The organism is Ruegeria sediminis (assembly GCF_005938215.1).
Classification (GTDB): Bacteria; Pseudomonadota; Alphaproteobacteria; order Rhodobacterales; family Rhodobacteraceae; genus Ruegeria; species Ruegeria sediminis.
Genome location: NZ_VCPD01000002.1, coordinates 510581 through 536746, shown reverse-complemented (window position 1 = coordinate 536746; position 26166 = coordinate 510581). Strand labels below are relative to the sequence as shown.

The following is a 26166-nucleotide window of genomic DNA, read 5'->3' as shown; positions in this document are numbered from 1 at the left end:
CTGTTGCGCAGACGTATTCGACGTCATTGGTCGATTTCGGGTCCTTGCGGCGGGTAAGTTCATACCATCGCCTCCCTCCGCCGCGGCCGCGACCGGGCCAGCAGCATCACCATGATCGCGATGTTCAGGCCGTTCCAGACGATGCCGTTGACGAAGGCCAGCCAGTAGTCGCCGCTCACGTCGTAGATCCATCCCGACATCCAGCCGCCCAGGGCCATGCCGAGGATCGTCATCATCATGACGAAGCCGACCCGCGCCCCGGCCTCGCGCGGCGGCATGTACTCGCGCACGACAAGGGCATAGCTGGGGACGATGCCGCCCTGCGCCAGCCCGAACAGCGCGCTGATGACGTAAAGCGAGACCATGCCGTCATATGGCAGGAACAGGAACAGCGCGGCGCATTGCAGAACCGACCCGGCCAGCAGGGTGCGCACCCCTCCCAGCTTGTCCGCCACCAGCCCCGAGATCACCCGGCTGACCACGCCGCCGAGCAGCATCAGCGACAGCATCTCGGCCCCGACCGCCGGCCCATAGCCAAGCCCCACGCAATAGGCGACGATGTGGACCTGCGGCATGGACATCGCCACACAGCAGCCGATACCGGCAATTCCAAGGATGTATTGCAGCGCCCGCGGCGAGAACCCGGCGCTCTGCGCGTTCAGCTGGGCCGCCGCCGCGGCGGTGCCATGCGCCTCGATCGGCACCTGCCGGCGCAAGAGCAGCGACAGCGGGATCACGGCGATCAGCGTGATGACCGCAAGCGACAGATAGACCTGCTGCCAGCCGTCCCTCGCCAGGATGCCCGCCAGCAGCGTCGGCCAGATGGCCCCCGACAGGTAGTTGCCGCTGGCCACCAGCGCCACGGCGATGCCGCGTCGGCGCATGAACCAGTGCGAGATGTCCGCGATCAGCGGCCCGAACCCGACCGACGTGCCCAGCCCCAGCAGCAGATGCGCCGCCGACAGCATCATCATCGACGGCGCCAGGGTTGCAAGGCCATAGCTCGCCGCGCTCAGGATGGCCGCGCCGATCAGCGCCTTGGTGACGCCCAGCCGGTCCAGCAGCTGGCCCAGCCACATGTTGCCCAGGGCGAACCCGATCATGGTCAGCGTATAGGGCATCGACGCCTCGGCCCGGCCGGCGCCGAACTGGGCCTCGATGTCGGGCATCACGACGATCACCGCCCACATGCCGACATTCGCCACCGTGGCGATGGCCAGTGTGATCAGCAGTCTGAACCACGAATAGCGGCTGTCATGGATCGGGTGAGTCATGCCGGCACGCTAGTCAGACGCATCCGCTTTGACCAGTGACAAGTTCCGCGATTCCCGCATTTTCCGGCCGCGTCAGCCCGGCCCGGTGTCGCCGCCGATCCGCTCCAGCTTCAGCCCGGCGCGCGGGGCGGTCTGGGTCGCCCGCCAGCTGGCCGGGGGCAGGGCGCGGGCGCGGCGGCGGGTCAGGGTCCAGCAGCGGGCGTCGCCCCGATGGGCCGGGGCCATGTGCCAGCGCGTCTCGATCCCCTGCGCGCCACCCTCTCCGGGGGTCAGCAGCAGCCCCAGCGGTGCCTGGCCCATCGCGCCGCCCTGTTCCGCGGCCAGATGCATCCGCCGCACCGGCGTCAGCCCCGGCGCGCCCGGCAGATCGGCCACGACCAGCGGCACCGCCCCGCTGCGCAGGGCCTCTTCCATGCACCACAGCAGATCCTCGGCCCGGGTGGGGTGAACGAACAGGAACCGCGCCGGGTCGGCAAAGGGCATCATCCCGTCCGGGTTCAGCTGATCGGCCTCCCATGCGGGCGCGATCCACAGCACCGGCCCCTGCGCCCGGCCCGCCAGCCACAGGGCGAAACTGCGCCGGGCCGGCCCGCAGGCTTCATGCACGCGGGCAAGCGGCAGGCTGATCTGGGGATGCAGGTCCAGCCCGGGCACGTCCCGCGCGGGCCTGCGGCTGAGCAGGTGAGTCGACATGCGGCCATTTTACAGTGTTCGCATTTTGTTCTCAATCGGTCTTTGCAGCAGCCCGCCGCCCCCGGAACTCAGCAATCCTGCGCAGGCAGCATGTCGATCGCGGTGTAGCGCCCCTCGTTGGTCTCGATCCGGGCGCAGGCGCCCGTTTCCCGGTTGAACCAGAACGCCGTGGTATCGTTGGTTCTGACCCGTTCGTAGCCAAGCGCGCGAATGCTCGTCTCCAACTGCGCGGCCGGCTCGCCCTGATACGCGGTCAGGTCGGTCGCGGTCCCGACCGGCGGCAGCGATGCGGATGGTGCAGGCGTGTCGCAGCCCGACAGCGCCATCGCGCCAACCAGACAAGGAATGGAACCCGGCAACAGCTTCATTTCAAACTCCCTTCGACGCAGGCCGCGCAAGGCCGCCCGGTCAAGGGTAGCATGATCCGGCCCGTTCGGGCAGCGGCGAAGGCGCGGCATCACTCCCGCGTCTCGACCGCGCCGCCCTGTTTCACCCATTCGGTGAACCCGCCTTCCAGGTGCAGGACCGGGCTCAGCCCCATTTCCTGCGCCGCCTTGGCGCTCAGCGCCGACCGCCAGGCGCTGGCGCAGTAGAAGACATAGGTCTTGTCCTGGTTGAAGATATCCTTGTGATAGGGGCTCTCGGGATCGATCCAGAACTCCAGCATCCCGCGCGGACAGGAAAACGCGCCGGGGATCTGGCCCGAGCGCTGCAACTCGCGGATGTCGCGCAGATCGACAAAGACGTAATCGGGATGGTCGTAAAGCCCTTTCGCCTCGGCCACCGGAAGGGTTTCGACGACCGAATTAGCCTCCTCCAGCAAAGCCTTGATTCCCCTGGTGATGGTCTGCGGCATGTTCCCCTCCTTGTCTTTCGGGGAAACGCTGGCGGATTCCCGCGCCATGCTCAAGGGGGGTTGTCCCCGGAAAACCGCCCGTTAGGGTTGCGCCAACGCGGCAGGAGGATTTCGGAATGAAGATGAAACCATTGGGGCGGACAGGCATGATGGTGTCGGAGTTGTGCCTCGGCACGATGACCTTCGGCACCCAGACGCCCGAGACCGAGGCACATGCGCAGATGGACATGGCGCTGGCCGCAGGGATCAATTTCGTCGACACGGCCGAGATGTACCCGGTGAACCCGGTGTCGAAAGAGACCGTGGGCCGGACCGAGGAAATCGTCGGCACCTGGAACGCCGCCAACCCCGCGCGCCGCGGCGACTACATCCTCGCGACCAAGCATTCCGGCGCCGGGTTCATGCACGCGCGCGGCGGCGCGCCGATCTCGGGCAAGACGATTCCCGAGGCGGTGGAGGGATCGCTGCGCCGCTTGCGGACCGAATATATCGACCTCTACCAGTTCCACTGGCCCAACCGCGGCAGTTACATGTTCCGGCAGAACTGGAACTACGACCCATCCAGCCAGGACCGCGCCGCGACGCTCGCCAACATGGAAGAATGTCTGGACGCCCTTCAACGTCAGGTCGACAAGGGCAACATCCGCGCCTTCGGCCTCAGCAACGAAAGCGCCTGGGGTACGGCGCAGTGGCTACGGATCGCGGAAGAGCGTGGATTGCCCCGCGTGGCCTCTGTACAAAACGAATACTCGCTGCTTTGCCGCCTGTACGATTTGGACATGTCCGAGCTCAGCGTGAACGAGGACGTGGGCCTGATGGCGTTCTCACCGCTGGCGGCAGGGTTCCTGACCGGCAAGTATCAGGGCGACAAGGTGCCGGACGGCTCGCGCATGTCCTTTGTGCCCGAGATGGGTGGGCGAAAAACACTTCGTGTTTTCAATGCGGTAGAGGCTTATCTTGATATCGCCGGGCGTCACGGGCTGGATCCGGTCCACATGGCTCTGGCCTGGTGCAACACCCGGCCGTTCATGATGTCCGCAATCTTCGGAGCGACGACCCGACCGCAACTGGAACACATTCTTCATGGCGCGGATCTTGACCTGTCACCAGAAGTGCTCACGGAAATCGGCGCGGCGCACCGGGCGCATCCGATGCCGTATTGAAGATCGCAGGTACTTCTCGTAACTATCCGTTTTATATGGAAAAAACGGCATCAATGATGCGTCGGCTGCGCCCGTACCTGCCGCAGATCGCGGGCGGAAAGGCCGTGTGCGGTGCGGAAAGCGCGGGCAAAGCTCGACTGCGAGGTAAAGCCGGTGGCCAGCGCCACGTCCATCAGCGGCAAGTCCGTATCGGTGACCAGACGGCGGGCCTCGGCCAGGCGCAGCTGCAGGTAATGGTCCTGCGGCGTGGTGTTGAGCCGCAGGCGAAACTGCTGCTGCAGGGTGCGCGGGCTGGTGCCCAGCGTGGCGGCGATCTCGGTCAGCGACATGGGTTCGTCCAGCGCGGCCTCCATCAGCGCATTTGCCTTTGCAGTCAATGCGTTGTGGCGATGCGGCGTGCCGATCCGGCTTTGCGGGCGGGACGGAGCGGGGGCGCCGTCATAGAGAAACAGGCCCGCCACCCGGGCGGCGAAGCGCGCGCCGTGGCGGGCGGCGATGACGTGCAGCATCATCTCGATGGCCGGAATTGCGCCGCCCGAGGTCATGCGGTTGCCGGAAATCGCGAAACGGTCGCGCAGAACCGTGACCTCGGGGAAGCGGGCGGCGAAATTCTCCAGATCCTCCCAATGGGTCGTCGCGGAATGGCCGTCAAGCAGCCCGGCCTCGGCCAGCAGCCAGGGGCCCCCGTCGATCCCGGCAACGGCGGCGCCGGTCGATGCAATCCGGCGCAGACCGGCAAGCAGGCTGGGCGTGGCGTGGCGGGCCAGCTGGAACCCGGCCACCACGATCAGCAGATCACAAGTTTCCAGCCTTGCCAATGGGATGCCGGGGACACTTAACGCACTGGTCAGCTGCGCCGGCGCAGCGGTGGCGGTCACGTAGTCCCAGTCGAAGGCAGGGCGGTCGGCCAGCCGGTTGGCTGCGCGCATCGGGTCCACCGCCGCGGCGAAGCTGAGCGTATTGCACTCGTCAAGAACCAGAACGGCCGTCTTCAGGGCGCGGTGCTCGGGCTGGAGGATGTTTTTTGCGGATTTCATCAAGTTCGATTCGCATCTTGGAAAGTCGTTTCTCCAAGGCTGCGCCAGAGTCGGCTGCGAAAGCAAATCGGAATCCGGGGAGAAGCCTGGGGATATCCCCGGCAAAAGCCCGGTAAAACTTGGGGAAACAAGAATGCCTCTGGAAATGAACCGCGACGTCTTCATCACCTGCGCCGTCACCGGCTCGGGCGGCACTCAGGATCGCAGCCCGCATGTGCCGCGCTCGCCCAAGCAGATCGCCGACAGCGCCATTGCCGCGGCCAAGGCCGGGGCGGCGGTGGTGCATTGCCACGTGCGCGACCCCGAGACCGGCGCGCCATCGCGACGTCTGGACCTCTATCGCGAGGTGACCGACCGCATCCGCGACGCCGAGGTGGACGTGGTTCTGAACCTCACCGCCGGCATGGGCGGCGACATCGTGTTCGGCGGCGTCGAAAGCCCGTTTCCGGTGAACGAAGCCGGCACCGACATGATCGGCGCGTCCGAGCGGGTGACCCACGTGGCGGAATGCCTGCCGGAAATCTGCACGCTCGACTGCGGCACCATGAACTTTGCCGAGGCCGACTACGTGATGACCAACACCCCCGGCATGCTGACTGCGATGGGCCGGATGATGACAGCCCTCGGCGTCAAGCCCGAGATCGAGGCTTTCGACACCGGCCACCTGTGGTACGCCAAGCAGCTGGTCAAGGACGGGGTGCTGGACAGCCCGGCGCTGGTGCAGCTCTGCATGGGTGTGCCCTGGGGCGCGCCGGATGATCTGAACACTTTCATGGCGATGGTGAACAACGTGCCCGACGACTGGACCTTCAGCGCCTTTTCACTGGGCCGTCACCAGATGGCCTATGTGGCGGCCGCGGTGCTGGCGGGCGGCAACGTGCGCGTCGGGCTTGAGGACAACCTGTGGCTGGACAAGGGCGTGCTGGCCGAGAACTGGCAGCTGGTCGAGCGTGCAGGAAACATCATCGAGAACATGGGCGCGCGGGTGATCGGCCCTGCGGAGGTCCGCGAAAAGCTGGGCCTGACCAAACGGGCGCCGGCAGCGAAATGAACCGACTAGGGGTGCGGTCAGGCTGCGCCCCATCTATGCAGAACTCGGCGGGCGTATCCCGCCAATTCAGGGTGTAAAATGACCAAAACGGCTGCAATCATTGGTGGCGGTGTGATCGGCGGCGGCTGGGCCGCGCGGTTCCTGTTGAACGGCTGGGATGTGCGGGTGTTCGACCCGGATCCCGAGGCGGAACGCAAGATCGGCGAGGTGCTGGACAACGCCCGCCGCTCGCTGCCGGGGCTCAGCGACGTGCCGCTGCCGCCCGAAGGCAAGCTCAGCTTTCACGCCGACATGGCCGAGGCCCTACAGGGCGCGTCGTGGATCCAGGAAAGCGTGCCGGAACGGCTGGACCTGAAACTGAAGGTCTACAAGGGTTTGCAAGAGGCCTGCGCCCCGGACGCGATCATCGGTTCCTCGACCTCGGGCTTCAAGCCGTCGGAGCTGCAGGAGGGCGCGGCGCGTCCGGGTCAGATCGTGGTGACGCACCCGTTCAACCCGGTCTACCTGCTGCCGCTCATCGAACTGGTCACCACTTCGGAAAACAGCCCCGAGATGATCGACCGCGCCAAAGAGATCATGCGCGGCCTGGGCCAGTTCCCTCTGCACGTGCGCAAGGAAATCGACGCCCATATCGCCGACCGTTTCCTCGAAGCCGTCTGGCGCGAGGCGCTGTGGCTGGTCAAGGACGGCATCGCCACGACCGAGGAGATCGACGAGGCGATCCGGATGGGTTTCGGTATCCGCTGGGCACAGATGGGCCTGTTCGAAACCTATCGCGTCGCCGGCGGCGAGGCGGGGATGCGGCACTTCATGGCGCAGTTCGGCCCCTGCCTGAAATGGCCATGGACCAAGCTGATGGACGTGCCCGAGTTCACCGACGAGCTGGTGGACATGATCGCCGAACAGTCCGACGCGCAGTCGGGCAAGCGTACGATCCGCGAGTTGGAGCGCATCCGCGACAACAACCTTGTCGGCATGATGCGGGCGCTCAAGCATCAGGACTGGGGCGCGGGCGCCGTGCTGAACCAGCATGACAAGCGGATCAAGACCGCGTCGATGCCGGCCCACGTGGACGAGATCGAAGATCTGTCACAGCCGATCCTGACGCTGGCGCGCGCGGTGCCGCTGGACTGGACCGACTACAATGGTCACATGACCGAGTCCAGGTATCTTGAGGCCTTCGCCAATTCCACCGACCGGTTCATGGAATTGATCGGCTGCGACGCGGATTACATCGCCAACGGCGGCAGCTATTTCACCGCCGAAACCCATATCCGCCACCTCGACGAAACCCATGCGGGCACGCGGATCGAGGTGCGGACGCAGATGCTGCTGGGGCAGGGCAAGAAGCTGCACCTCTTCCACAGCATGTACGAGGGCGACAAGCTGCTGGCGACGGCCGAAAGCTTCCTGTTGCACGTGGATCTCAAGACCCGGCGGCCCTGCGCTCCGCTGGCCGAAATCGAGGCGGCGATGGCCAAGATCGCCGGGGCACAGGCCGGGTTGCCCTATCCCGAAGGCGCGGGCAACTCGATCCGCAGGCCCGCATGAGCAGCCGGGTTCTGATCACCGCCGGCGCATCGGGCATCGGCCGGGCCATGGCCGAGGCGTTCGATGCAAGCGGCGCCCGCGTCTGGGTCGCGGACGTTGACGAAGCCGCGCTGTCCGGGTGTTCTGACAACTGGCAACGCTCTCGCGTCGATGTCTCGGACGAGGACGCCGTCGCCAGTCTGTTCCGCGAGATCGAAACGGAATGGGGCGGGCTCGACGTTCTCTGCGCCAATGCGGGCGTGGCCGGGCCGACCGCTCTGGTCGAGGATGTCAGGCTTGCCGACTGGCGGGTCTGCATGGCGGTCAACCTCGAAGGGGCGTTTCTCTGCTCGAAATATGCCGCGCCGATGCTGAAACGTCAGCGCAACGGGGCGGTGCTCATCACTTCCTCCACCGCCGGGCAATACGGCTATCCCAACCGGGCGCCCTATGCGGCGGCCAAATGGGGGGTGATCGGGCTGGGCAAGACGCTCGCGATGGAGCTTGGTCCGCACGGGGTGCGCTGCAACGTGATCTGTCCCGGCGCGGTCGAAGGGCCGCGGATGGAAGGCGTGCTGGAACGCGAGGCCGCCGCCAAGGGCATGACCCGCGATCAGGTCTATCAGGGCTACGCCGCGGGCACGTCGATGGGCCGGTTCGTCGAGGCGCGCGACATCGCCAACATGGCGGTATTTCTGGCCTCGGACGCGGCGCGGCTGGTCTCGGGGCAGGTGATCGCCGTCGATGGCCATACCGTGAACCCGGACCCCAAGCTGTAGTCGGGCAAAGAAAAACCGGCCCGCATCGTGGGCCGGCGTCAGTCTTGTGTTGCGGGTTTTCAGCCCTGGTTCGGTCCGCGGATCTGTCGGATGGCCTGACGCACCGCCTCCCAGTCCTTCGCTTCGTTCGCGTTTCCGGCCTCTTCGCAGGCCCGCATCTTTTGCGCGGCCTCGGCCTCGGCCTTGTCGCCATGCGCGGCATAAAGCGCGCGTGCGTATTCAGCAACTTTGGTTGCTTCCATTCGTCCAATCCTCCGTTGTTCGTTTCAACCCGTTGGATTCCCTTAATGCTAGTCCTTCAGGACTATACTACAACCATGGATTCGCTGCACCTTTCCTCTGGAGATGCGAAATCAGCCCCTCAGCCCGAGGTTTCGTCGATCGCCGCCCGAAGCTTGCGCAGGTGGCTCGGCAGATTCCGGGCGGTCAGGTCGGCCTCGCGTACGAGCGTGTCGAAATGCCGGGTGAAAATCTCGATCCTGTCGCGGTCCCGGAACGCCATGTAGTGGCTGCCCGCGTAGAAGACGCAGAGCAGGGGGCCGAATATCGTTACAGGTGCGCTGTATAACCGCTTGGCATCAAACAGATAAATGCGCAGCCGGGGATAGAGCTGCTCGCACAGGTCCAGTAGATGGTCGATCTGTTCCAGCCGCACCTCTAGCGGCAGGCCGTGGTAATAGCCTGTGGCATGGGCAAAACTGTGGATCTCGTAGAGCGGCATCGCGATTTCATAGTCGGATTGCGCGCTGCGCATCCAGGCCAGCCGGTCGGCCGAGGCGCCGATGGCCTGATCGGCGGTCCGGCCCAGGTGCGGGGCGTATTCCCATTCCAGAATCGCGCGGGTCTTGAGCATGTCGGGCAGGGCGGCCGGCACATAACGAATCTTGTATCCTGCAGACTGCTGGTGCCATTCGAAGATGCGCTCGTCGACCAGCGCCCTCGGCGCCTCGGTCATCGTCAGCGAACTTGCCAGCAACTCGGCGGCGCTTTCCGGGCGGTCCGACAGGCTGAGCAGATAATCGGCTGAAACGCCAAGCGTTTCCGCGCAACTGCCGACGACATGGGCGTTGGGCAGCCGGGCGCCCTCATCGGTCAGAAGTTGCGAAACGGTGGAACGGTCCACACCGATACGGCGCGCGAGGGCGCTCTGGCTGACGTTCCGCTCTTCCATCGCGCGGGCCAGACGCAGGCGGAACTGCGCAGCGCGGTCGCGTTTGTCCATTTTCTCAAACATGTGGTGATAATTATCATGATTGCTGAATTTTGTTAATCATATTCAGAATTCTCACAACCCTGCGGCATGGGTAACACTGTCCAAAAGACCAACAAAAAAACGGGTAACGGAATGGAAACGCGACGAAGATCGGTCGTGAAAGCAATCGTCTGGAACATCATCGGCCTGGCCACCATGACCCTGGTCGGGCTGGCCGCGACGGGATCGGCCGCGATCGGCGGTACGCTGGCCGTCGTCAACACGGCGATCGGGTTCACCATGTACATCCTCTACGAGCGTCTCTGGGCCGGGATCCGGTGGGGGCGCAATGTCTGAGCGCCGCAATCATGACGCCGGTCCCGAATGGGGCACCTTCCTGCTGATCCTGGCCTGTCACGGTGCATGGCTTGCGGTGATCTTCTGGCTGGCGGGGGTTAGCCTTTGGCTGGCGATCCCGGCCATGGCCCTGGTGGCGGCGCTGCACTCTTCGCTGACGCATGAGGCGCTGCACGGCCATCCCTTCCGCGCCAGATGGTTGAACGAAGCGCTGATGGCGCTGCCGCTGACCCTGTGCATTCCCTATCAGCGGTTCCGCGATCTGCACTTGGCGCATCACCTGGATTCGAACCTGACCGATCCCTATGACGATCCGGAATCGAACTACCTTGACCCGGCGGTGTGGAACGCCTTGCCGGGCTGGAAGCGGCGCCTTTACGCGGCGAACAACACGCTGCTGGGTCGGATGGTGCTTGGCCCGGCCATCGGGCAGGTGACGTTTTTCCGCGACGAGTGGAACGGGGCGATGCGCGGCGACCGCGCGATCCTGCTGGCATGGGTCCTGCACCTTCCCGGTGTCGCGGCGGTGCTGTGGATCGTCTCGCTGTCCGCCATGCCGGTCTGGGCCTTTCTGGTCTCGGCCTATGCCGGTCTCGGGCTTCTCAAGATCCGCACGTTCCTCGAGCATCGCGCCCACGAAAAATCGCGCTGCCGCACCGTCGTGATCGAGGATCGCGGGCCGCTGGCTTTCCTGTTTCTGAACAACAACCTGCACGTCGTTCATCACATGAACCCGACCGCCCCTTGGTATCGGCTACCGGCCCTCTACCGGGAAGGCAAGGAACGGTATCTGGCCACCAACGAAAGCTACGTCTACCGCTCTTACAACGAGATCTTCCGCCAGTACTTCTGGCGGGCCAAGGATCCTGTGCCGCATCCGCTCTGGCCTCGGACCTGATTTCGCGCCACAAGGGGATCCATGAGTTTGTGGATCCCCGTCACCGTGGCTGCCGCGCTGTTTCAGACCGTGCGGTTCATGCTGCAGAAATCGCTCAGCACCGTGAAGCTGTCGGCGGCGGGCGCGACCTTTGCCCGTTTCGCCTATTCGGCGCCGCTCGCGGCTCTGGCGCTATGGCTCGTCGTGACGGCAGGCGGGCTGGAGATGCCGGGCCTGTCGCCCCGTTTCTGGGTGTTCGTGGCCATCGGCGGCACCGCGCAGATCCTGGCGACGGTCTGTGTCGTGGCCCTGTTCAAGCAGCGCAACTTTGCCGTCGGCATCACCTTCAAGAAGACCGAGGTGATACAGACCGCCATCGTCGGCCTGGTGATCCTGGGCGAAGGCGTGTCGCTGGGCGCATTGGGCGCCATCGTGCTGGGCTTGATGGCGGTCCTGCTGCTGTCGAAGACGCCGGGCGGTGACGCCGCGTGGTGGCGGCACCTGACCAACCGCGCCTCGCAGCTGGGGCTGGGTTCGGGCGTCCTGTTCGCCTTTTCCGCGGTCAGCTATCGCGGCGCCTCGCTGCAGTTGGGGGATATCGACGCCTGGTTCCGCGCGCTGGTCACGCTGGCCGCCGTGACCGCGTTCCAGTTGCTCAGCATGGGGGCATGGCTTTTCTGGCGCGACCGGGCCGAACTGCTGGCCGTGTGGCAGACCCGAAGCACCGGCATTTTCGTGGGCTTGACAAGCCTTGGGGGGTCGTTCTGCTGGTTCCTCGCCTTCACGCTCCAGAACGCGGCCTATGTGAAGGCGTTGGGGCAGGTTGAACTGATCTTCAGCCTGATGGCCTCGACCTTTTTCTTCCGCGAGGCGATCACCCGGCGCGAGATCGCCGGAATCGCCCTGCTTGGCCTGTCGATCCTGGTTCTGGTGCTGGCGATCTAGCCCGCGCGGCGCTCGTCAAAGCTCAGCGCGATGAAGCTCGGCAGGTGGTCGCCCATGCCGACGACGACCTTGCCGTTGTCTTCGCTCCGGTCGCGGCCACGGCCTTTGGTCTCCCTGGGCTTCTTGCCTTCGGTTTCTTTCCGGCCTTCGGCGGCCTTCTTGTCCTTCGGCTGGTCTTTCGAGCGGCGCTTGTCCTGTTTCGGCGCTTCGGCTTCCGCCTCGGCCATGTCCGCCTTGGCGGGGTTGTCCAGCCGCGGAATTTCCTTCTGGATCAGGTTCTCGACCGCTTTCAGCGCCTTTTCATCGCGCGGGATGCAGATCGTGATTGCCTTGCCCTCGCGGCCGGCCCGGCCGGTGCGGCCGATGCGGTGGACGTAGTCCTCGGGGTGGCCGGGAACGTCGAAGTTGAACACGTGGCTGACCGAAGGGATGTCCAGACCGCGCGCGGCGACGTCGGATGCGACCAGCAGGCGCAGCGATCCGTCCCGGAATCCGTCCAGCGTCTTCGTCCGCTGCGACTGATCCAGATCGCCATGGATGGCGGCGGCGTTGTAGCCGTATTTCTTGAGCGATTTCGCGCAGATATCCACATCCGTCTTGCGGTTGCAGAAGATGATCGCATTGGTGCACTTGTCGCCTTCGGCATCAATCAGAGCGCGCAGCACCCCGCGTTTCTCGCTGGCCTCTCGGTCGCGCCGGCTGCCCTTGAACATCACCACGCCCTGCGTGATCGTTTCCGAGGCCGTGGCCTGGCGCGCCACCTCGATCCGGGCCGGGGCCGACAGGAAGGTGTCGGTGATCCGCTCGATCTCGGGCGCCATGGTGGCGGAAAAGAAAAGGGTCTGGCGGGTAAAGGGCGTCAGAGAGAAGATGCGCTCGATGTCAGGGATGAACCCCATGTCGAGCATCCGGTCGGCCTCGTCTACCACCATGATCTGCACGCCGGTCAGCAACAGCTTTCCGCGTTCGAAATGGTCCAGCAGACGGCCCGGCGTTGCGATCAGCACGTCGACGCCACGGTCGATCAGCGCGTCCTGCTCCTTGAAGCTGACGCCGCCGATCAGCAGCGCCTTGGTCAGCTTCAGATGCTTGGCGTAAGTGTCGAAGTTTTCGGCCACCTGCGCCGCAAGTTCCCGCGTCGGGCACAGGACCAGGCTGCGCGGCATCCGCGCCCGCGCACGGCCGCGCGCCAGCAGCGTGATCATCGGCAGGACGAAACCGGCGGTCTTGCCGGTGCCTGTCTGCGCGATGCCCAGCACGTCCCGGCCTTCGAGGGCGGCGGGAATGGCGCCTGCCTGAATCGGTGTGGGGGTTTCGTATCCGGTTTCCTCAATTGCCTTGAGGACCTTGGGGTTCAGGTTCAGTTCGCTGAATTTTGTCATATATGTCCGGTTCATGCGGACACTGGACCTGGCCCGCGCGTGTGAGTGAGGCCGGGCCCGGATGGCCATGCGCACCATGCGCGTTTCGGCATGCGCGGGGACATAGCAAAAAGCCCGGGCCGGGTCAAACGCCTAGAAGCGGGGCGACGTCACCGGCAGGATTGCCACGTTATTCCTCAACAATTCCGCCGGTTTCGGGCCAGTGTTTCTTTGGCGCGCTGCCACTGGCAGGGGCATTGTGCGCGTCAGGTCATCATTTCCTTGGTGGCCGACAGGTTCAGCGCCGGGTAATCCCGGACCACCCGGTCGATGTCCCATTGCAGGCGCGTCATGTACACGATGTCGCCGTCATGGTCGTGGGCGATGTGCTGCTTGTTGGCCGCCACGAACTTGTCGATTTCGACCTTGTCGCCCGATACCCAGCGGGCCGAGGTGAATTGCGACGCCTCGAAGCGCACCGGCAGGCCGTATTCCAGCTCGATCCGGCTGGCCAGAACCTCGAACTGCAACGCGCCAACGACGCCGACGATGAAGCCGGACCCGATCGAGGGTTTGAACACCTTGGCGGCGCCCTCCTCGGCGAACTGCATCAGCGCCTTCTCCAGGTGCTTTGCCTTCATCGGGTCGCCGGCGCGCACACCTTGCAACAGTTCCGGAGCGAAAGAGGGGATGCCGGTCACCCGCAGCGCCTCGCCCTCGGTCAGCGTGTCGCCGATGCGCAACTGCCCGTGGTTCGGAATGCCGATGATGTCGCCCGCCCAGGCCTCCTCGGCCAGTTCGCGGTCCGAGGCGAGGAACAGCACCGGGTTCGACACCGCCATCGGTTTCTTGGTGCGCACATGGGTCAGCTTCATCCCCCGCTTGAAATGGCCCGAGGCCATGCGGACGAATGCCACCCGGTCCCGGTGCTTGGGGTCCATGTTTGCCTGCACCTTGAAGACAAAGCCGGAAACCTTTGTTTCTTCCGGGGAAATCTGGCGCGGCTCGGCGCTCTGGATCTGCGGTTGCGGGCCGTATTGGCCGATCCCTTCCATCAGTTCCTTGACGCCGAACGAGTTGATGGCCGAGCCGAACCAGATCGGCGTCATATGCCCTTCCAGCACCGCCTGCGGGTCCAGCGGCGGCAGCAGTTCGCGCGCCATCTCGACCTCTTCCAGCAGCTTGTCCAGCAGCTGCGCGGGCACGTGCTCGGCCAGTTTCGGGTCGTCCAGACCGTTGATCTCGATGCTTGTCGCGACCCGGTTGCGGTCGGCGCGGTCCATCAGTTCCAGCCGGTCGCGCAGCATGTCGTAGCAGCCGATGAAATCGCGCCCGGTTCCGATGGGCCAGCTTGCCGGGGTCACGTCGATGGCCAGCATCTCCTGGATCTCGTCGATGATCTCGAAGGTTTCGCGGCTTTCGCGGTCCATCTTGTTGCAGAAGGTCAGGATCGGAAGGTCGCGCAGGCGGCAGACCTCGAACAGTTTCTGCGTCTGGCTTTCGACGCCCTTGGCGCCGTCGATCACCATGACCGCCGCATCGACCGCCGTCAGGGTGCGATAGGTGTCCTCGGAAAAGTCCGAGTGGCCGGGCGTGTCCACGAGATTGAACCGGAACTTGCCATAGTCGAAGGACATGGCCGAGGCCGAGACCGAGATGCCCCGGTCTTTTTCCATCTGCATGAAGTCCGACCGCGTCCGTCGCGCCTCGCCCTTGGCGCGCACCTGACCGGCCATCTGGATGGCGCCGCCATACAGAAGGAACTTCTCGGTCAGGGTCGTCTTGCCCGCATCCGGATGCGAGATGATGGCAAAGGTCCGGCGCCGGGCGATTTCCGGCGGCAAGACGGGGCGGTTCGAGGCGATGTCCAACATGAGCGCGCGTATAGGTAAGGAATTCGCCCAAGGCAAGCCAAAGGGGCTGTTGCGAATCGGCTGGATATGGCAGAAGGAACATATAGTGAACAAATTGATGGAGTGGATCGATGAATTTGAAGGAAATCGCCGAAGAACTGGTTGCCGGATGCCGCGAGGACCGGGCCAAGGAAAACCTGAACAAGCTCTATGCGCCCGACGCGGTTTCGGTCGAGGCCGCGGACATGCCGGGCATGGGCCGTGAAACCCACGGTGTCGATGGCATTCGCGGCAAACACGACTGGTGGGAAGGCGCGCATGAGGTGTCGGGCGCGTCGGTCAGCGATCCTTTCCTGCACGGAGAGGACCGCTTTGCCGTGATCTTCGAGGTGCAAGGCAAGGTCAAGGACAGCGGCGAGAGCTTCGACATGCGCGAGGTCGGCGTGTACCACGTGGCCAACGGCAAGATCGTGCGGGAAGAGTTCTTCTATTAAGCCGCCATCTATTAAGCCGCCATCGCCAACTGGTCTTCCCTGACTGGCCGGTGCTAGACATGCGGGCAACGACAGACAGGGAGGATCGCATGGATCTGGGTATCGCAGGAAAACGGGCGCTGGTCTGCGCCAGCAGCAAGGGCCTGGGATTGGGCTGCGCCGAGGCACTGGCCTCGGCTGGCGTCAATCTGGTGATGAACGCGCGCGGCGCCGAGGCGCTGGAGCAGGCGGCCGACCGGATCCGGACCGAACACGGGATCGAGGTCCAGACCATCGTCTGCGACGTCACAACGTCCGGGGGGCAGGAACAGGTCATCGAGGCGGCGCAGGGCGTCGACATCCTGGTCACCAACGCGGGCGGGCCGCCGCCCGGCATGTGGTCGGACTGGGATCGCGATGATTTCATCAAGGCGCTCGATGCCAACATGCTGACGCCGATCGCCTTCATGAAGGCGCTGCTGCCGGGGATGATGGACAAGGGCTGGGGCCGGGTGGTCAACATCACCTCGCAGTCCGTGCGCGCGCCGATCGCGGTTCTTGGCCTGTCGAACGCGGCCCGGACCGGGCTGACCGGCTATGTCGCCGGCACTGCGCGCCAGGTGGCGCCATACGGCGTGACGATCAACAACCTGCTGCCGGGCATTCACGCCACTGACCGGGCGGATGCGCTGGATGGCGGCGTCGCCAGCCAGAAGGGCATAACCCTGGACGAGGCGCGGGCCGAGCGTGCCGCCACCATCCCCGCGCGCCGCTACGGGACAAGCGCCGAGTTCGGCGCCGCCTGCGCCTTCCTCTGTTCGCAGCATTCGGGGTTCATCGTCGGTCAGAACATCCTGCTGGACGGCGGCGCCACCAACCTCACGATGTGACGATGGCGCAGGGTTTCTCGCTCAAGGATCAGTTGTTCAACGCCGAAAAGATCCGCTACCTGGCGGGGCTTCTTGCCGCCGGCGAGCCCTCATTCGACCCGGAGCGCTTCGAGGCGCAGGTGATGCAGAAACTGCCGGCGCTCGAACTGAAGCAGCGGATGACCTGGATCGCCGACTGTCTTGCGGCGGAATTTCCCGGCGACCTGCCGGACGTCGCGCCCGTGATCCTGCGCGCCCTGCCGCCGCCTCTCGATCCGATGCTGACCGACAACGACTTCGGCGATTTCATCTTTGCGCCATTCGGCGAATGGGTCGCCGAGGTGGGGATGGACCATCCCGAGCTTGCGCTGGACCTGTTCGAGGAGCTGACGCAGCGGTTTTCCATGGAATGGGCGATCCGCCCCTTTCTGAACCGCCGGCCGGACCTGGTGCTGGCCCGGATGACAGATTGGTGCGGGCATCCGCATTACCATGTCCGCCGGCTGGTCAGCGAGGGCACGCGCCCGCGTCTGCCCTGGGGCATGGCCGTCTCGCTGGACCCCCGCGATCCGCTGCCGCTGCTCGACCGCCTGCATGCCGACGGTACGCGCTATGTCACGCGGTCGGTGGCAAACCATCTGAACGACATCTCCAGGAAGGATCCGGCACTTGTGCTGAACCAACTGGGACGCTGGCGCGAGGAGGCGCGGCAACGGCCCGGGGAGCTTCAGTGGATGACGTCTCACGCCCTGCGCGGGCTGGTGAAATCCGGTCATCCAGGCGCCATGAAACACTTGGGCTATGATCCCGACGCTGCCCTGTCCGTGAGTCTCGATCTGCTGGGCGAGGCGCGGATCGGCGGCGCGCTGGAATTCTCGGTGCAGGTCGATGGGGCCAAAGGCCAGCCGGTTCTGATCGATTACATCGTTCACTTTCAAAGGCCTGGCGGAAAAACTTCAGCCAAGGTCCACAAGCTGAAGCAGGCGGTGATCGGCAAGGAACCGGTCCGGCTGGAAAAACGGCACCGGCTCAAGGCCGACGCCACGACCTTTCGGCTGGTGCCCGGCGCCCATCGGCTCGAAGTGCAGGTCAACGGGCGGGTCCGGACCGGGCTTGATTTCGAACTGCGGGAATAACCGCGAACCCACGCGGCCAAGGCGTGCGGAAACACCGCGCGAGGCGGGTCCGGTTCACGGCAACACCCAATGCTGTGTGACGCTGCTGACGCCTTGCGCCGGAAGGGCGGGGTTGTTATCCCCGGCCAAGCCCGATGGATTTGATCGGGAAAGGCAATGGGGTCCATCGGTGACGGTCAAGTCAAATCCACCGCGTCTGGAAATCCGCAATCTCGTGTGCACCTTCGGCGGGCGCAAGGTGGTGGACGACGTCTCGCTGCGCATCCGGGCGGGGCAGGTGACCTGCCTGCTGGGCCCTTCCGGCTGCGGCAAATCCACGACACTGCGGATGATCGCCGGGATCGAGATGCAGGATTCCGGAGAAATCTATGTCGATGGCAAGCTGATCTGCGACACCGTCTTCCGCGTGCCGCCCGAACGTCGCGAGATCGGCCTGATGTTCCAGGATTTCGCGCTGTTCCCGCACCTGAGCGTCGCCGACAACGTGGCTTTCGGTCTGAAGGGACCCAAAGAGAAAAAGCGCGCGCGGGTCGAAGAGCTTTTGGCCAAGGTCGATCTGCTGCGCTACATCGACGGCTATCCCCACCAGCTTTCGGGGGGCGAGCAGCAGCGGGTCGCCTTGGCCCGCGCGCTGGCGCCGCGCCCCCGTATCATGCTGATGGACGAGCCGTTCTCGGGTCTCGACAACCGCTTGCGCGACGGCATCCGGGACGAGACGCTGGCCATCCTCAAGGAAGAGGACGCCGCCGTCCTTCTGGTCACCCACGAGCCGGAAGAGGCCATGCGCATGGCCGACGAGATCGCGCTGATGCGGCGCGGCAGGATCGTGCAGCAGGGCGCACCCTACAACGTCTATACCCGTCCCGTGGACAAGGCTGCCGTTTCCTTCTTCAGCGATATCAACGTCCTGCGCGCCGAGGTGAACGGCGCGCTTGCGCAGACCCCGTTCGGCCAGTTCCTGGCGCCGGGCGTTCCCGATGGTACCAAGGTCGAGATTGTCTTTCGCCCGCAGCACCTGAAGCTGGATTTCGACCGCGGCGGAAAGGGGCCGATGCCGACGCCGAGCGACGGCGTCGCCGCGCGCGGCGTGGTGGAGCGCGCCCGGTTCCTGGGCAACGAAAGCCTCGTCGAGTTCCGGATGGACCATGACGGCTCGATCCTCAAGGCCACGGTGCCGAACGTGTTCATGCCGCAGCAAGGGCGGGTGATGTGGCTGACCATCCGGCGCGACCGCTGCTTCGTCTTCCCGGCATGAGTTCTGGCGCCAAGGTCCGGAAGTGTCAGTTTGGCCATGACTGGTGCGCGAATGCCGCAGGTTGAGGCGCGCGACTGCTTGCCGCGTCGCGGAGCGGCGTCTATCAAGGGCGAAACCGGGGGTGGAGCGGCGAATGCGAATTCTTCTGACCAACGATGACGGCATCAATGCGCCGGGTCTGAGCGTGCTCGAGGCGATCGCAGCCGATCTGGCAGGCCCCGGCGGCGAGGTCTGGACCGTGGCCCCGGCCTTTGAACAGTCGGGCGTCGGCCATTGCATCAGCTACACGCATCCGATGATGATCGCGAAACTGGCCGAGCGGCGCTATGCCGCCGAAGGCTCTCCGGCCGACTGCGTGCTGGCGGGGCTGCATGACGTGATGAAGGGCAACCGGCCCGACCTGGTCCTCTCGGGCGTCAACCGGGGCAACAACTCGGCCGAGAACGCGCTCTATTCCGGCACGCTCGGCGGTGCGATGGAGGCGGCGCTGCAAGGTCTGCCGGCGATCGCGCTGTCGCAATATTTCGGGCCGCGCAATCTGGGGCTGGAAAACGCCTTTGAAACGGCTGAACGCTATGGCGCCGACCTGATCCGCCGCATCCTTGACGCCACGCCGCAGGAGGACGCGGATTACCGCCTGTTCTACAACGTGAACTTTCCGCCGGTTCCCGCGGCCGAGGTGCTGGGCTATCGCGTGGTGCCGCAGGGCTTCCGCCGGGGATCGAGCTACAGCGTCGAGCCGCACAGTTCGCCCTCGGGGCGGCGCTTTCTCTGGATCAAGGGCGGCTACCAGCACAATCCGACCGCACCCGGAACGGATGCAGCGGTCAATCTCGACGGATACGTCTCGATCACGCCGATGCGCGCCGATCTGACCGCGCATGATGCGCTGGAGGCGCTGAAGGCAATCGAATGAGCGGTCCCGATCCCGAAACCAAGATGCAGTTCCTCTTCGCGCTCCGCTCCAAGGGGGTGACGGACGCGCGCGTGCTGCGCGCGATGGAAGAGGTGGACCGCGGGCTGTTCGTGAAGGGACTGTTCGCCGAACGCGCCTACGAGGACACGCCCTTGCCGATCGCCTGCGGGCAGACCATCAGCCAGCCCTCGGTGGTCGGGCTGATGACACAGGCGCTGGAAGTGCGTCCGCGGGATACGGTGCTCGAGGTCGGAACCGGCTCCGGCTACCAGGCCGCCATCCTCGCCAAGCTGGCGCGCAGGGTCTATACCGTCGAGCGTCACGTCCGCCTGGTGCGCGAGGCGGGCAAGCTGTTCCGCGAGCTTGGTCTGTCCAACATCACGGCGATGCTGTCGGACGGATCGCACGGATTGTCCGAACAGGCGCCCTTCGATCGCATTCTCGTCACAGCAGCGGCCGAGGATCCGCCGGGGCCGCTCTTGGCGCAGCTTAAAATCGGCGGTATCATGGTCGTGCCGGTGGGACAGTCGGATGCCGTGCAGACCCTGATCAGGGTGCGGCGGACCGAAACCGGCTTGGAGTATGACGAGTTGCTGCCTGTCCGCTTCGTCCCTCTGCTCGAGGGGTTGGGGAAGGATGGGAATTAGGATACGCTTCTGCTTTGAACGCCGGAACCCCGGCCAACAGGGGACGGCATTGAGGATTGTGAGATGAGAGCAGTTTCCAGGACAGCTATGCCACGCCGTCTGACGGCGGTCGCCGCCTTGGCGGTCTTGGCCGGATGCGAACAGCCGCTGGACTATGACCTGCGCGGCCAGATCGGCGCCTTCAACACGACCCAGGCGGCGCAGTCGGCGGGCACCGCCAACAGGCCGGCGCCGGACGCGCGCGGCGTCATCACCTACCCGAACTACCAGGTGGCGGTGGCGCGAACCGGCGACCGCGTCAGCGACATCGCGAACCGAGTGGGCCTGCCCGCCGAGGAACTCGCCCGTTACAACGGGCTCGACCCCAGCATCACCCTGCGCGAGGGCGAGGTGGTCGCCCTGCCGCGCTCGGTCGGCCCGGGTGCGGGCGGTGTGGACATCGCCTCGGTGGCCGGCAGCGCCATCGCGTCTGCGCCCAGCACGACCCAGGTTCAGACGACGTCGCTCGAACCGGCCAAACCCGCGCCCGCGCCGACGGCGTCCGGACCTGAACCGGTGCGCCACAAGGTGAAACGGGGTGAAACCGCCTATACAATCTCGCGCCTCTACCAAGTGCCGGTCGAGTCGCTGGCGGATTGGAATGGGCTTGGCCCAGATTTCGCGGTGCGCGAAGGTCAGTTCTTGCTGATCCCGGTCAAGGACCAGCCCGCGCCGCGGCGCACGGCGGCGGCCGCCCCCACGGCTGCTGCGGTGACGCAACCGGGGCAGGGCTCGCCCACGCCGACGCCGCCAAGCGCAACCCAGCCCCTGCCAGACGAAAAGGTGGAGCCGCTCGAAACGCCCAAGCCGACGGTCAAGACCGAAGCCCCCAGCGCTGCCAGCAAGGCCGCCCTGGCGCTGCCGGTCACCGGCAAGATCATCCGCCCCTACCAGAAGGGCAAGAACGAGGGCATCGACATCGCGGCCGCCCCTGGCTCTCCGGTCTCCGCGGCCGAGGCCGGAACCGTGGCGGCGATCACCGCCGACGCGGACAAGGTCCCGATCATCGTGGTCCGGCACAACAACGATCTGCTGACTGTCTACGCGAACGTGGATGGGATCACGGTGAAAAAGGGCGATCGTGTCCAGCGCGGCCAGAAGATCGCGGCCCTTCGCGGCGGCGAAAACGCCTATGTCCATTTCGAGGTGCGCAAGGGCTTCGACTCGGTCGATCCCGAACCCTATCTGAAGTGACCCTGATCGGCCCGTCCCGGGCCGATCCCCTGCCCAAGGGTTCTTCGGCAGGGCGACGGTTCAGGGCCGGAAATCGCTCAGGCGCTTGCCCGGTTCGTCGGTGAAGAGTTCCGGGAGCGGAACCAGTACCTCGATCAGGTCCAGGCGAAAGACGCGGAAGTCTGCGCGCAGCTCGCACCAACCCGTCACCGTCCAGACCCGACCCCAGTATTCCATCTGCAGCGGGCGGATGATCCGCTCGGTCAGTGCGCCGTCAGTGCCGCGGTAAGACAGGCGCAGCTTCTGGCGCGACGCGATGGCCGATCGCAACGGCGCCATGTGAGCCAGGCCGCGGGCGGTGTCGGCAAAGGGGTAGACGGCGAACTTCCAGGCATCCCCCTCGGCGATGGTCTGGGTGGGCAGCACCGCGTCGATCTTTTCCGCCAGGGACTCGGCCGCGGCTCTGAGTTCGGCATCCGCGGCCTCTGCGACGATCGCCATTCCGAGGTTCAGCGCCTCAAGCTCGGCTGGGGTCAGGTTGAGCGGGGGCAGGGCGATCTGATCGGCCACCGTATATCCGACGCCGCGTTCGCCTTGGACCGGCACGCCCGAGGCCGCAAGCGTTTCCATGTCGCGATAGATCGTCCTGACCGACACGTTCAGCCGCTCGGCGATGTCCTGCGCCCGGTGCAGCTTGCCGTCGCCCAGGATCCTGATGATGTCGAACAACCGGTCGGTGCGGCGCATGGCGTCAACCCCGGAGCTCTGCCGCCTTCGACGTGCCGCCGCGTTGCGCGCTGCCGGTCGGCAATTCGGTGACGACTTCGGAAATTTGTGCCATCCCTTTCCCCTGAACTATGTTGTGGCGAGGCCGGACTTGGCCGGCCCCAACTGCCATTAACCTGTCAGTTGAGGCCAAAGGCAAGCCGCAACGTCGAAAATCCTGCGGATTCCCGGTTCATCCGAACGGCTTGCCCCTTTGCCCGGACCGAAGTCGGGCGTAGAACACCAGCGAAACCGGATTGCCGGCGCAGGACGCGCCGAGGAAAGAGGAGATACATCATGCTCAACAACATCGGCCTTCCCGGCCTTCTGCTGATCGCCGTCGTGGTTCTGGTGCTTTTCGGGCGCGGCAAGATCAGCTCGCTGATGGGCGAAGTCGGCAAAGGCATCACCGCCTTCAAGAAAGGCGTCAAGGACGGCACCGAGGAACTGGAGCAGGACAAGGCTGCCGACGCCAAGGACATCACCCCCGAATCCGAGAAAGACAAGGTCTAAACGCTCATGTTTGATCTTGGCTGGACCGAGCTTCTGGTCATCGGCATCGTCGCTTTGATCGTGGTGGGGCCCAAGGATCTGCCGGTTCTCTTCCGCAATGTCGGACGCTGGATCGGCAAGGCCCGCGGCATGGCGCGCGAGTTCAGCAAGGCGATGAACGAGGCCGCCGACGAGGCCGGGGTGAGCGAGATCACCAAGGGCATCAAGGCCGCGACCAACCCGGTCAACACCGCGATGGACGGGGTGAAGAAGGCGGCCAAGGACATGACCTCGGACATCACCTCGGGCGTGGACGCCGCAAAGTTCGATCCTGACAGCGAAACCGGCAAGCTGGCCAAGGAACGCGCCGAACAGGCCAAGAAGATCCAGGTCGCCACTGCCCGCGCTGCCGCCGAGCGCAAGGCCCGCGAGGCCGCCGAGGCGATGGCCAAGGCGGAAGAGATGGAAGCCGCGCTCAAATCCGAAACGGACAAGACATGAGCAAGACCGACGAGATCGACGACACGTCCGCGCCGCTGATCGAGCATCTGACCGAGCTGCGCACGCGGCTCATCCACAGCGTGGTGGCCTTCCTGATCGGGATGGTGCTCTGCTTCACGGTGGCGACGCCGATCTTCAACTTTCTGACCAGCCCGCTGTGCGAGGTTCTGGCCGAACGCGGGCAGGATTGCGACCTGATCTTCATCTCGCCGCAGGAAGGCTTCTTCGTCGCCATCAAGGTCTCGCTCCTGGGCGGCTTCATCCTGGCCTTCCCCTATATCGGGATGCAGATGTGGCGCTTCGTGGCGCCGGGGCTTTACCGGTCGGAAAAGAATGCGTTCCTGCCGTTCCTGCTGGCGTCGCCCTTCATGTTCCTGCTGGGCGCGTCCTTTGCCTTTTACGTTGTGACGCCGCTGGCCTATGACTTCTTCCTGGGATTCCAGCAGTTCGGCGCCGAGGGCGAGGCCGTGGCCGACGGGGCGACTGCGCCCCTCAGCGTGGTCTTCCAGGGTTCGGCGCAGGAATACCTGAACCTGACCATCAAGTTCATCGTGGCCTTCGGCCTCTGCTTCCAGTTGCCGGTGCTGCTGACGCTGATGGGCAAGGCAGGCCTGGTCAGCGCCGAGGGGCTGGGCGCCGTTCGCAAATACGCGGTGGTCGGCATCCTGATCCTTGCCGCCATCGTAACCCCGCCGGACGTGATCACCCAGATCATCCTCTTCGTGGTGGTTTACGGCCTCTACGAGATCTCGATCTTCCTGGTCGGACGCGTCGAGCAGAAGCGCGAAGCGCAACTGCGCGCCGAAGGCTACTACGACGACGAGGAAGAAGCCGACGATCCGATGATGGCCGAGTTCGACGAGGAACGGAAATAACCTACCGCCGAACCGCAATGCACAGGCGCGCCGGAATGCCGGCGCGCCTTTTTCGTTCCCCTCTCTTGTTGGCCGCGCCGGAACATGGTTTGAAGCGCCGCAAGAACAGGAGGAGCGCATGGACAGTCAGGCCCTGAACCGTATAGCCGATGCCCTTGAACGGATCGCGCCGGCCCCGCTGGCAGCGCCGGATTTCGACGCCGCCCCGGCCTTCGTCTGGCACGTGGGCCCGGACCGGCTCGAGGCCGTAGCCGAGGTCAGCCGGGTCGATCTCGACCTGCTGGTCGGCATCAATCGGTCACGCGACACGCTTCTCGACAACACGCGCCGTTTCGCACAGGGATTCAAGGCCAACAACGCGCTGCTCTGGGGTGCGCGCGGCATGGGAAAATCCAGCCTCGTCAAAGCGGTGCATGGCACGCTTAACGGCGACCACCCGAACCTGAAACTCGTCGAATTGCAGCGCGAGGATATGGCGTCGGTCGGGCGGCTGCTGAACCACCTGCGCGCCGCGCCGCACCGGTTCATCCTGTTCTGCGACGACCTGTCCTTCAGCCATGACGACCAGCATTACAAGTCGCTCAAGGCGGTCCTGGATGGGGGGATCGAGGGGCGGCCGGAAAACGTGGTTCTCTACGCCACGTCGAACCGGCGTCACCTGATGCCGCGCGACATGATCGAGAACGAACGCTCCACCGCCATCAACCCGTCCGAAGCGGTCGAGGAAAAGGTGTCGCTCAGCGACCGCTTCGGCCTGTGGCTGGGCTTCCACCCCTGCAGTCAGGACGAATACCTGGCGATGATCGACCGCTATTGCGGCGCCTATGGCGTCACCGTCGACGCCGAAACGCTGCGGGCCGAGGCGATCGAATGGCAGGCGACGCGCGGCGCGCGCTCGGGCCGGGTGGCCTGGCAGTTCTTCGTCGATCTGGCCGGCCGTCAGGGCGTCCACATCGCCTGAAGGCGCAACCGCGCCCGCCGGAAATACGCTGCGGGCCGACCCTACAACAGCGCCAGGATGCGTGCCGCCTCGTCCGATGGTTTCGCCAGCACCGAGCGGTCCTCGCCGGGGTGGAACCGGGCGCGCAGCGCGGTTGCCATCGGCGCGGGCTGAACGATGGTCACGCGCGGGCCTGTCCGGACGGTTTCCGCCGCCCAGCTTCGGGCCAGGGCCATCTGGGCCGCCTTGGTGGCCCCGTAGGTGCCAAAGAACTTCTCGCCCGCTTTGGGGTCGTCGAAGAACACCGCCTGACCGTGTTCGCCCAGCAACGGAGCCACGTAGGGGATCAGCACCGATGTCGCGGTGGCGTTGATGGCGAAGGACTTTCCCCAATCCTTCGGATCGACGAAGGGGGCAGGGGTCAGGGGCGCGGTATGGATCGCCGTGTGCAGCCACAGGTCCAGCTTGCCCCAGCGGTCATGGATGCCCCGGCACAGCGTCGCCATGGCGTTCGGGTCGGCGATGTCCATGGGCGCCAGCGTGGCCGAGCCGCCCTTGGCCTTGATCCGGTCGTCCAGTTCCTCGAGCGCGCCGGTGGTGCGGGCAACGGCGACAATGTGATAGGCGGGCGCCAGCGCCTCGGCGAGGGCGGCGCCCAATCCGCGTGAAGCCCCGGTAACGAGGGCGATTTTTGTCTGATCGGTCATGCGGGCCGGTTTGAACCCGTGCGCGCGAGGCGTCAAGAGAGGATCAGCTTCCGGGAATGTCGATCCGCTTGGTCTGGCCGCTTTGTCGCAGCATCACGCCGTTCTCGTCGATGGCGGCCACGGTGCCCGAGCCCACGCGGCTGCCGGGCTCGACCTTCTCGATGCGGCCGTTCGACAGGCGCATCAGCGCGCGCAGGTCGTTCGAGGGGCCGAACACCCCAAGGACTGCCACCGAGTTCTTGGCCAGTGCGCCTTGCTGCGTCGCAGCGCCATTGACTTTGGAGTTTGACATGAATCGCCGCCGGGGCATCGCCCGGGTCCCTGTTTCACGAGTGGTCGGAAGGCTGCCGCTTAGCAAAGACGCGGATCCGGGGAAAGGCGGATTCAGGGCGGCGGCAGAGTTCCGCCAC

General features: G+C 65.3%; 30 protein-coding genes. 18 read left to right on the top strand and 12 right to left on the bottom strand.

Features of this window, described 5'->3' with window-relative positions:
• Positions 1-59 precede the first annotated feature (59 nt).
• The 4 genes from FGK63_RS07260 to FGK63_RS07245 all read right to left on the bottom strand — a co-directional run bounded on the left by FGK63_RS07260 (position 60) and on the right by FGK63_RS07245 (position 2823).
• Entirely contained in the window at positions 60-1274 is a 1215-nt protein-coding gene (locus FGK63_RS07260; protein ID WP_138840940.1) for an MFS transporter, read from the bottom strand.
• Between the two features lie 72 nt (positions 1275-1346).
• Positions 1347-1967, bottom strand: a complete 621-nt coding sequence (locus FGK63_RS07255; RefSeq protein WP_138840939.1) for an ImuA family protein — start codon at positions 1965-1967, stop codon at positions 1347-1349.
• A 68-nt stretch (positions 1968-2035) separates the two neighbouring features.
• Complete coding sequence (locus FGK63_RS07250) at positions 2036-2335, bottom strand: hypothetical protein (protein ID WP_138840938.1); 300 nt, start codon at positions 2333-2335, stop codon at positions 2036-2038.
• Positions 2336-2424: 89 nt separating this feature from the next.
• Positions 2425-2823, bottom strand: a complete 399-nt coding sequence (locus tag FGK63_RS07245; RefSeq protein WP_138840937.1) for a rhodanese-like domain-containing protein — start codon at positions 2821-2823, stop codon at positions 2425-2427.
• Between the two features lie 116 nt (positions 2824-2939).
• Between FGK63_RS07245 and FGK63_RS07240 the strand changes: the two genes are divergently transcribed.
• A complete protein-coding gene (locus FGK63_RS07240) occupies positions 2940-3986 on the top strand; it encodes an aldo/keto reductase (protein WP_138840936.1) in 1047 nt (348 codons plus the stop codon).
• Between the two features lie 50 nt (positions 3987-4036).
• Here FGK63_RS07240 and FGK63_RS07235 read toward each other — a convergent pair whose 3' ends face one another.
• On the bottom strand, positions 4037-5023 hold the full coding sequence (locus FGK63_RS07235) for a GlxA family transcriptional regulator (protein WP_138840935.1): 987 nt from the start codon (positions 5021-5023) through the stop codon (positions 4037-4039).
• Between the two features lie 133 nt (positions 5024-5156).
• On the opposite strand from FGK63_RS07235, the gene bcoG reads away from it, so the two are divergent.
• The 3 genes from bcoG to FGK63_RS07220 all read left to right on the top strand — a co-directional run bounded on the left by bcoG (position 5157) and on the right by FGK63_RS07220 (position 8383).
• Positions 5157-6074 (top strand): 3-dehydrocarnitine:acetyl-CoA trimethylamine transferase BcoG, encoded by a 918-nt coding sequence (gene bcoG, locus FGK63_RS07230; RefSeq protein ID WP_138840934.1) that lies wholly within the window; start codon positions 5157-5159, stop codon positions 6072-6074.
• A gap of 78 nt (positions 6075-6152) precedes the next feature.
• Positions 6153-7625 (top strand): carnitine 3-dehydrogenase, encoded by a 1473-nt coding sequence (locus FGK63_RS07225; protein WP_138840933.1) that lies wholly within the window; start codon positions 6153-6155, stop codon positions 7623-7625.
• Complete coding sequence (locus tag FGK63_RS07220; protein ID WP_138840932.1) at positions 7622-8383, top strand: SDR family oxidoreductase; 762 nt, start codon at positions 7622-7624, stop codon at positions 8381-8383. Before FGK63_RS07225 ends, FGK63_RS07220 begins: the two co-directional genes overlap by 4 nt.
• Positions 8384-8442: 59 nt before the next feature.
• On the opposite strand, the gene FGK63_RS07215 is transcribed toward FGK63_RS07220, so the two are convergent.
• Positions 8443-8625: a hypothetical protein gene (locus FGK63_RS07215; protein WP_138840931.1), complete on the bottom strand. Its 183-nt coding sequence runs from the start codon at positions 8623-8625 to the stop codon at positions 8443-8445.
• Positions 8626-8744: 119 nt separating this feature from the next.
• A complete protein-coding gene (locus FGK63_RS07210) occupies positions 8745-9617 on the bottom strand; it encodes a helix-turn-helix domain-containing protein (RefSeq protein ID WP_138840930.1) in 873 nt (290 codons plus the stop codon).
• Positions 9618-9728: 111 nt separating this feature from the next.
• Between FGK63_RS07210 and FGK63_RS07205 the strand changes: the two genes are divergently transcribed.
• Genes FGK63_RS07205 through FGK63_RS07195 form a run of 3 tightly spaced genes read left to right on the top strand, consistent with a single transcriptional unit; the run spans position 9729 to position 11754 of the window.
• The gene (locus FGK63_RS07205; protein ID WP_138840929.1) at positions 9729-9932 is read left to right on the top strand and encodes a DUF2061 domain-containing protein; all 204 of its coding nucleotides are present in this window, start codon (positions 9729-9731) and stop codon (positions 9930-9932) included.
• Positions 9925-10830 (top strand): fatty acid desaturase, encoded by a 906-nt coding sequence (locus tag FGK63_RS07200; protein WP_138840928.1) that lies wholly within the window; start codon positions 9925-9927, stop codon positions 10828-10830. The genes FGK63_RS07205 and FGK63_RS07200 overlap by 8 nt, the downstream gene beginning before the upstream one ends.
• A 21-nt stretch (positions 10831-10851) precedes the next feature.
• Positions 10852-11754 (top strand): EamA family transporter, encoded by a 903-nt coding sequence (locus tag FGK63_RS07195; protein ID WP_138840927.1) that lies wholly within the window; start codon positions 10852-10854, stop codon positions 11752-11754.
• Here the strand turns inward: FGK63_RS07195 and FGK63_RS07190 are convergent.
• Both FGK63_RS07190 and FGK63_RS07185 read right to left on the bottom strand, forming a co-directional pair.
• A complete protein-coding gene (locus FGK63_RS07190; protein WP_171052589.1) occupies positions 11751-13136 on the bottom strand; it encodes a DEAD/DEAH box helicase in 1386 nt (461 codons plus the stop codon). The two genes, FGK63_RS07195 and FGK63_RS07190, sit on opposite strands and share 4 nt — an antisense overlap.
• 245 nt (positions 13137-13381) lie before the next feature.
• Entirely contained in the window at positions 13382-14989 is a 1608-nt protein-coding gene (locus FGK63_RS07185; RefSeq protein ID WP_138840925.1) for a peptide chain release factor 3, read from the bottom strand.
• 110 nt (positions 14990-15099) lie between these two features.
• Here FGK63_RS07185 and FGK63_RS07180 point away from each other — a divergent pair, with 110 nt between their 5' ends.
• The 7 genes from FGK63_RS07180 to FGK63_RS07150 all read left to right on the top strand — a co-directional run bounded on the left by FGK63_RS07180 (position 15100) and on the right by FGK63_RS07150 (position 21497).
• Positions 15100-15462: a SnoaL-like domain-containing protein gene (locus FGK63_RS07180; RefSeq protein ID WP_138840924.1), complete on the top strand. Its 363-nt coding sequence runs from the start codon at positions 15100-15102 to the stop codon at positions 15460-15462.
• An 89-nt stretch (positions 15463-15551) separates the two neighbouring features.
• Positions 15552-16331 (top strand): SDR family oxidoreductase, encoded by a 780-nt coding sequence (locus FGK63_RS07175; RefSeq protein WP_138840923.1) that lies wholly within the window; start codon positions 15552-15554, stop codon positions 16329-16331.
• Positions 16332-16333: 2 nt separating this feature from the next.
• Entirely contained in the window at positions 16334-17446 is a 1113-nt protein-coding gene (locus FGK63_RS07170) for a hypothetical protein (protein ID WP_138840922.1), read from the top strand.
• 169 nt (positions 17447-17615) lie between these two features.
• The gene (locus tag FGK63_RS07165) at positions 17616-18701 is read left to right on the top strand and encodes an ABC transporter ATP-binding protein (RefSeq protein ID WP_171052588.1); all 1086 of its coding nucleotides are present in this window, start codon (positions 17616-17618) and stop codon (positions 18699-18701) included.
• A 133-nt stretch (positions 18702-18834) separates the two neighbouring features.
• Positions 18835-19617 carry a 5'/3'-nucleotidase SurE gene (surE, locus tag FGK63_RS07160; RefSeq protein WP_138840921.1) on the top strand — a complete coding sequence of 261 codons (783 nt, stop codon included), beginning with the start codon at positions 18835-18837 and terminating at the stop codon, positions 19615-19617.
• A complete protein-coding gene (locus FGK63_RS07155; RefSeq protein WP_138840920.1) occupies positions 19614-20264 on the top strand; it encodes a protein-L-isoaspartate(D-aspartate) O-methyltransferase in 651 nt (216 codons plus the stop codon). Before surE ends, FGK63_RS07155 begins: the two co-directional genes overlap by 4 nt.
• A gap of 63 nt (positions 20265-20327) precedes the next feature.
• Entirely contained in the window at positions 20328-21497 is a 1170-nt protein-coding gene (locus FGK63_RS07150) for a peptidoglycan DD-metalloendopeptidase family protein (protein WP_138840919.1), read from the top strand.
• A gap of 60 nt (positions 21498-21557) precedes the next feature.
• Here FGK63_RS07150 and FGK63_RS07145 read toward each other — a convergent pair whose 3' ends face one another.
• Positions 21558-22223: a helix-turn-helix transcriptional regulator gene (locus tag FGK63_RS07145; protein WP_138840918.1), complete on the bottom strand. Its 666-nt coding sequence runs from the start codon at positions 22221-22223 to the stop codon at positions 21558-21560.
• Positions 22224-22538: 315 nt separating this feature from the next.
• Between FGK63_RS07145 and FGK63_RS07140 the strand changes: the two genes are divergently transcribed.
• From FGK63_RS07140 to FGK63_RS07125, 4 genes are all read left to right on the top strand, one after another.
• Positions 22539-22754 (top strand): twin-arginine translocase TatA/TatE family subunit, encoded by a 216-nt coding sequence (locus FGK63_RS07140; RefSeq protein WP_138840917.1) that lies wholly within the window; start codon positions 22539-22541, stop codon positions 22752-22754.
• 6 nt (positions 22755-22760) lie between these two features.
• Positions 22761-23234 (top strand): Sec-independent protein translocase protein TatB, encoded by a 474-nt coding sequence (gene tatB / locus FGK63_RS07135; RefSeq protein ID WP_138840916.1) that lies wholly within the window; start codon positions 22761-22763, stop codon positions 23232-23234.
• On the top strand, positions 23231-24109 hold the full coding sequence (gene tatC / locus FGK63_RS07130) for a twin-arginine translocase subunit TatC (RefSeq protein WP_138840915.1): 879 nt from the start codon (positions 23231-23233) through the stop codon (positions 24107-24109). The genes tatB and tatC overlap by 4 nt, the downstream gene beginning before the upstream one ends.
• Positions 24110-24227: 118 nt before the next feature.
• Positions 24228-25070 carry an ATP-binding protein gene (locus FGK63_RS07125; protein WP_138840914.1) on the top strand — a complete coding sequence of 281 codons (843 nt, stop codon included), beginning with the start codon at positions 24228-24230 and terminating at the stop codon, positions 25068-25070.
• A gap of 41 nt (positions 25071-25111) precedes the next feature.
• On the opposite strand, the gene FGK63_RS07120 is transcribed toward FGK63_RS07125, so the two are convergent.
• Together FGK63_RS07120 and FGK63_RS07115 are read right to left on the bottom strand one after the other, a co-directional pair.
• Positions 25112-25756: an SDR family NAD(P)-dependent oxidoreductase gene (locus FGK63_RS07120; RefSeq protein ID WP_138840913.1), complete on the bottom strand. Its 645-nt coding sequence runs from the start codon at positions 25754-25756 to the stop codon at positions 25112-25114.
• Between the two features lie 43 nt (positions 25757-25799).
• Positions 25800-26048 (bottom strand): hypothetical protein, encoded by a 249-nt coding sequence (locus FGK63_RS07115; protein WP_138840912.1) that lies wholly within the window; start codon positions 26046-26048, stop codon positions 25800-25802.
• Positions 26049-26166 lie beyond the last annotated feature (118 nt).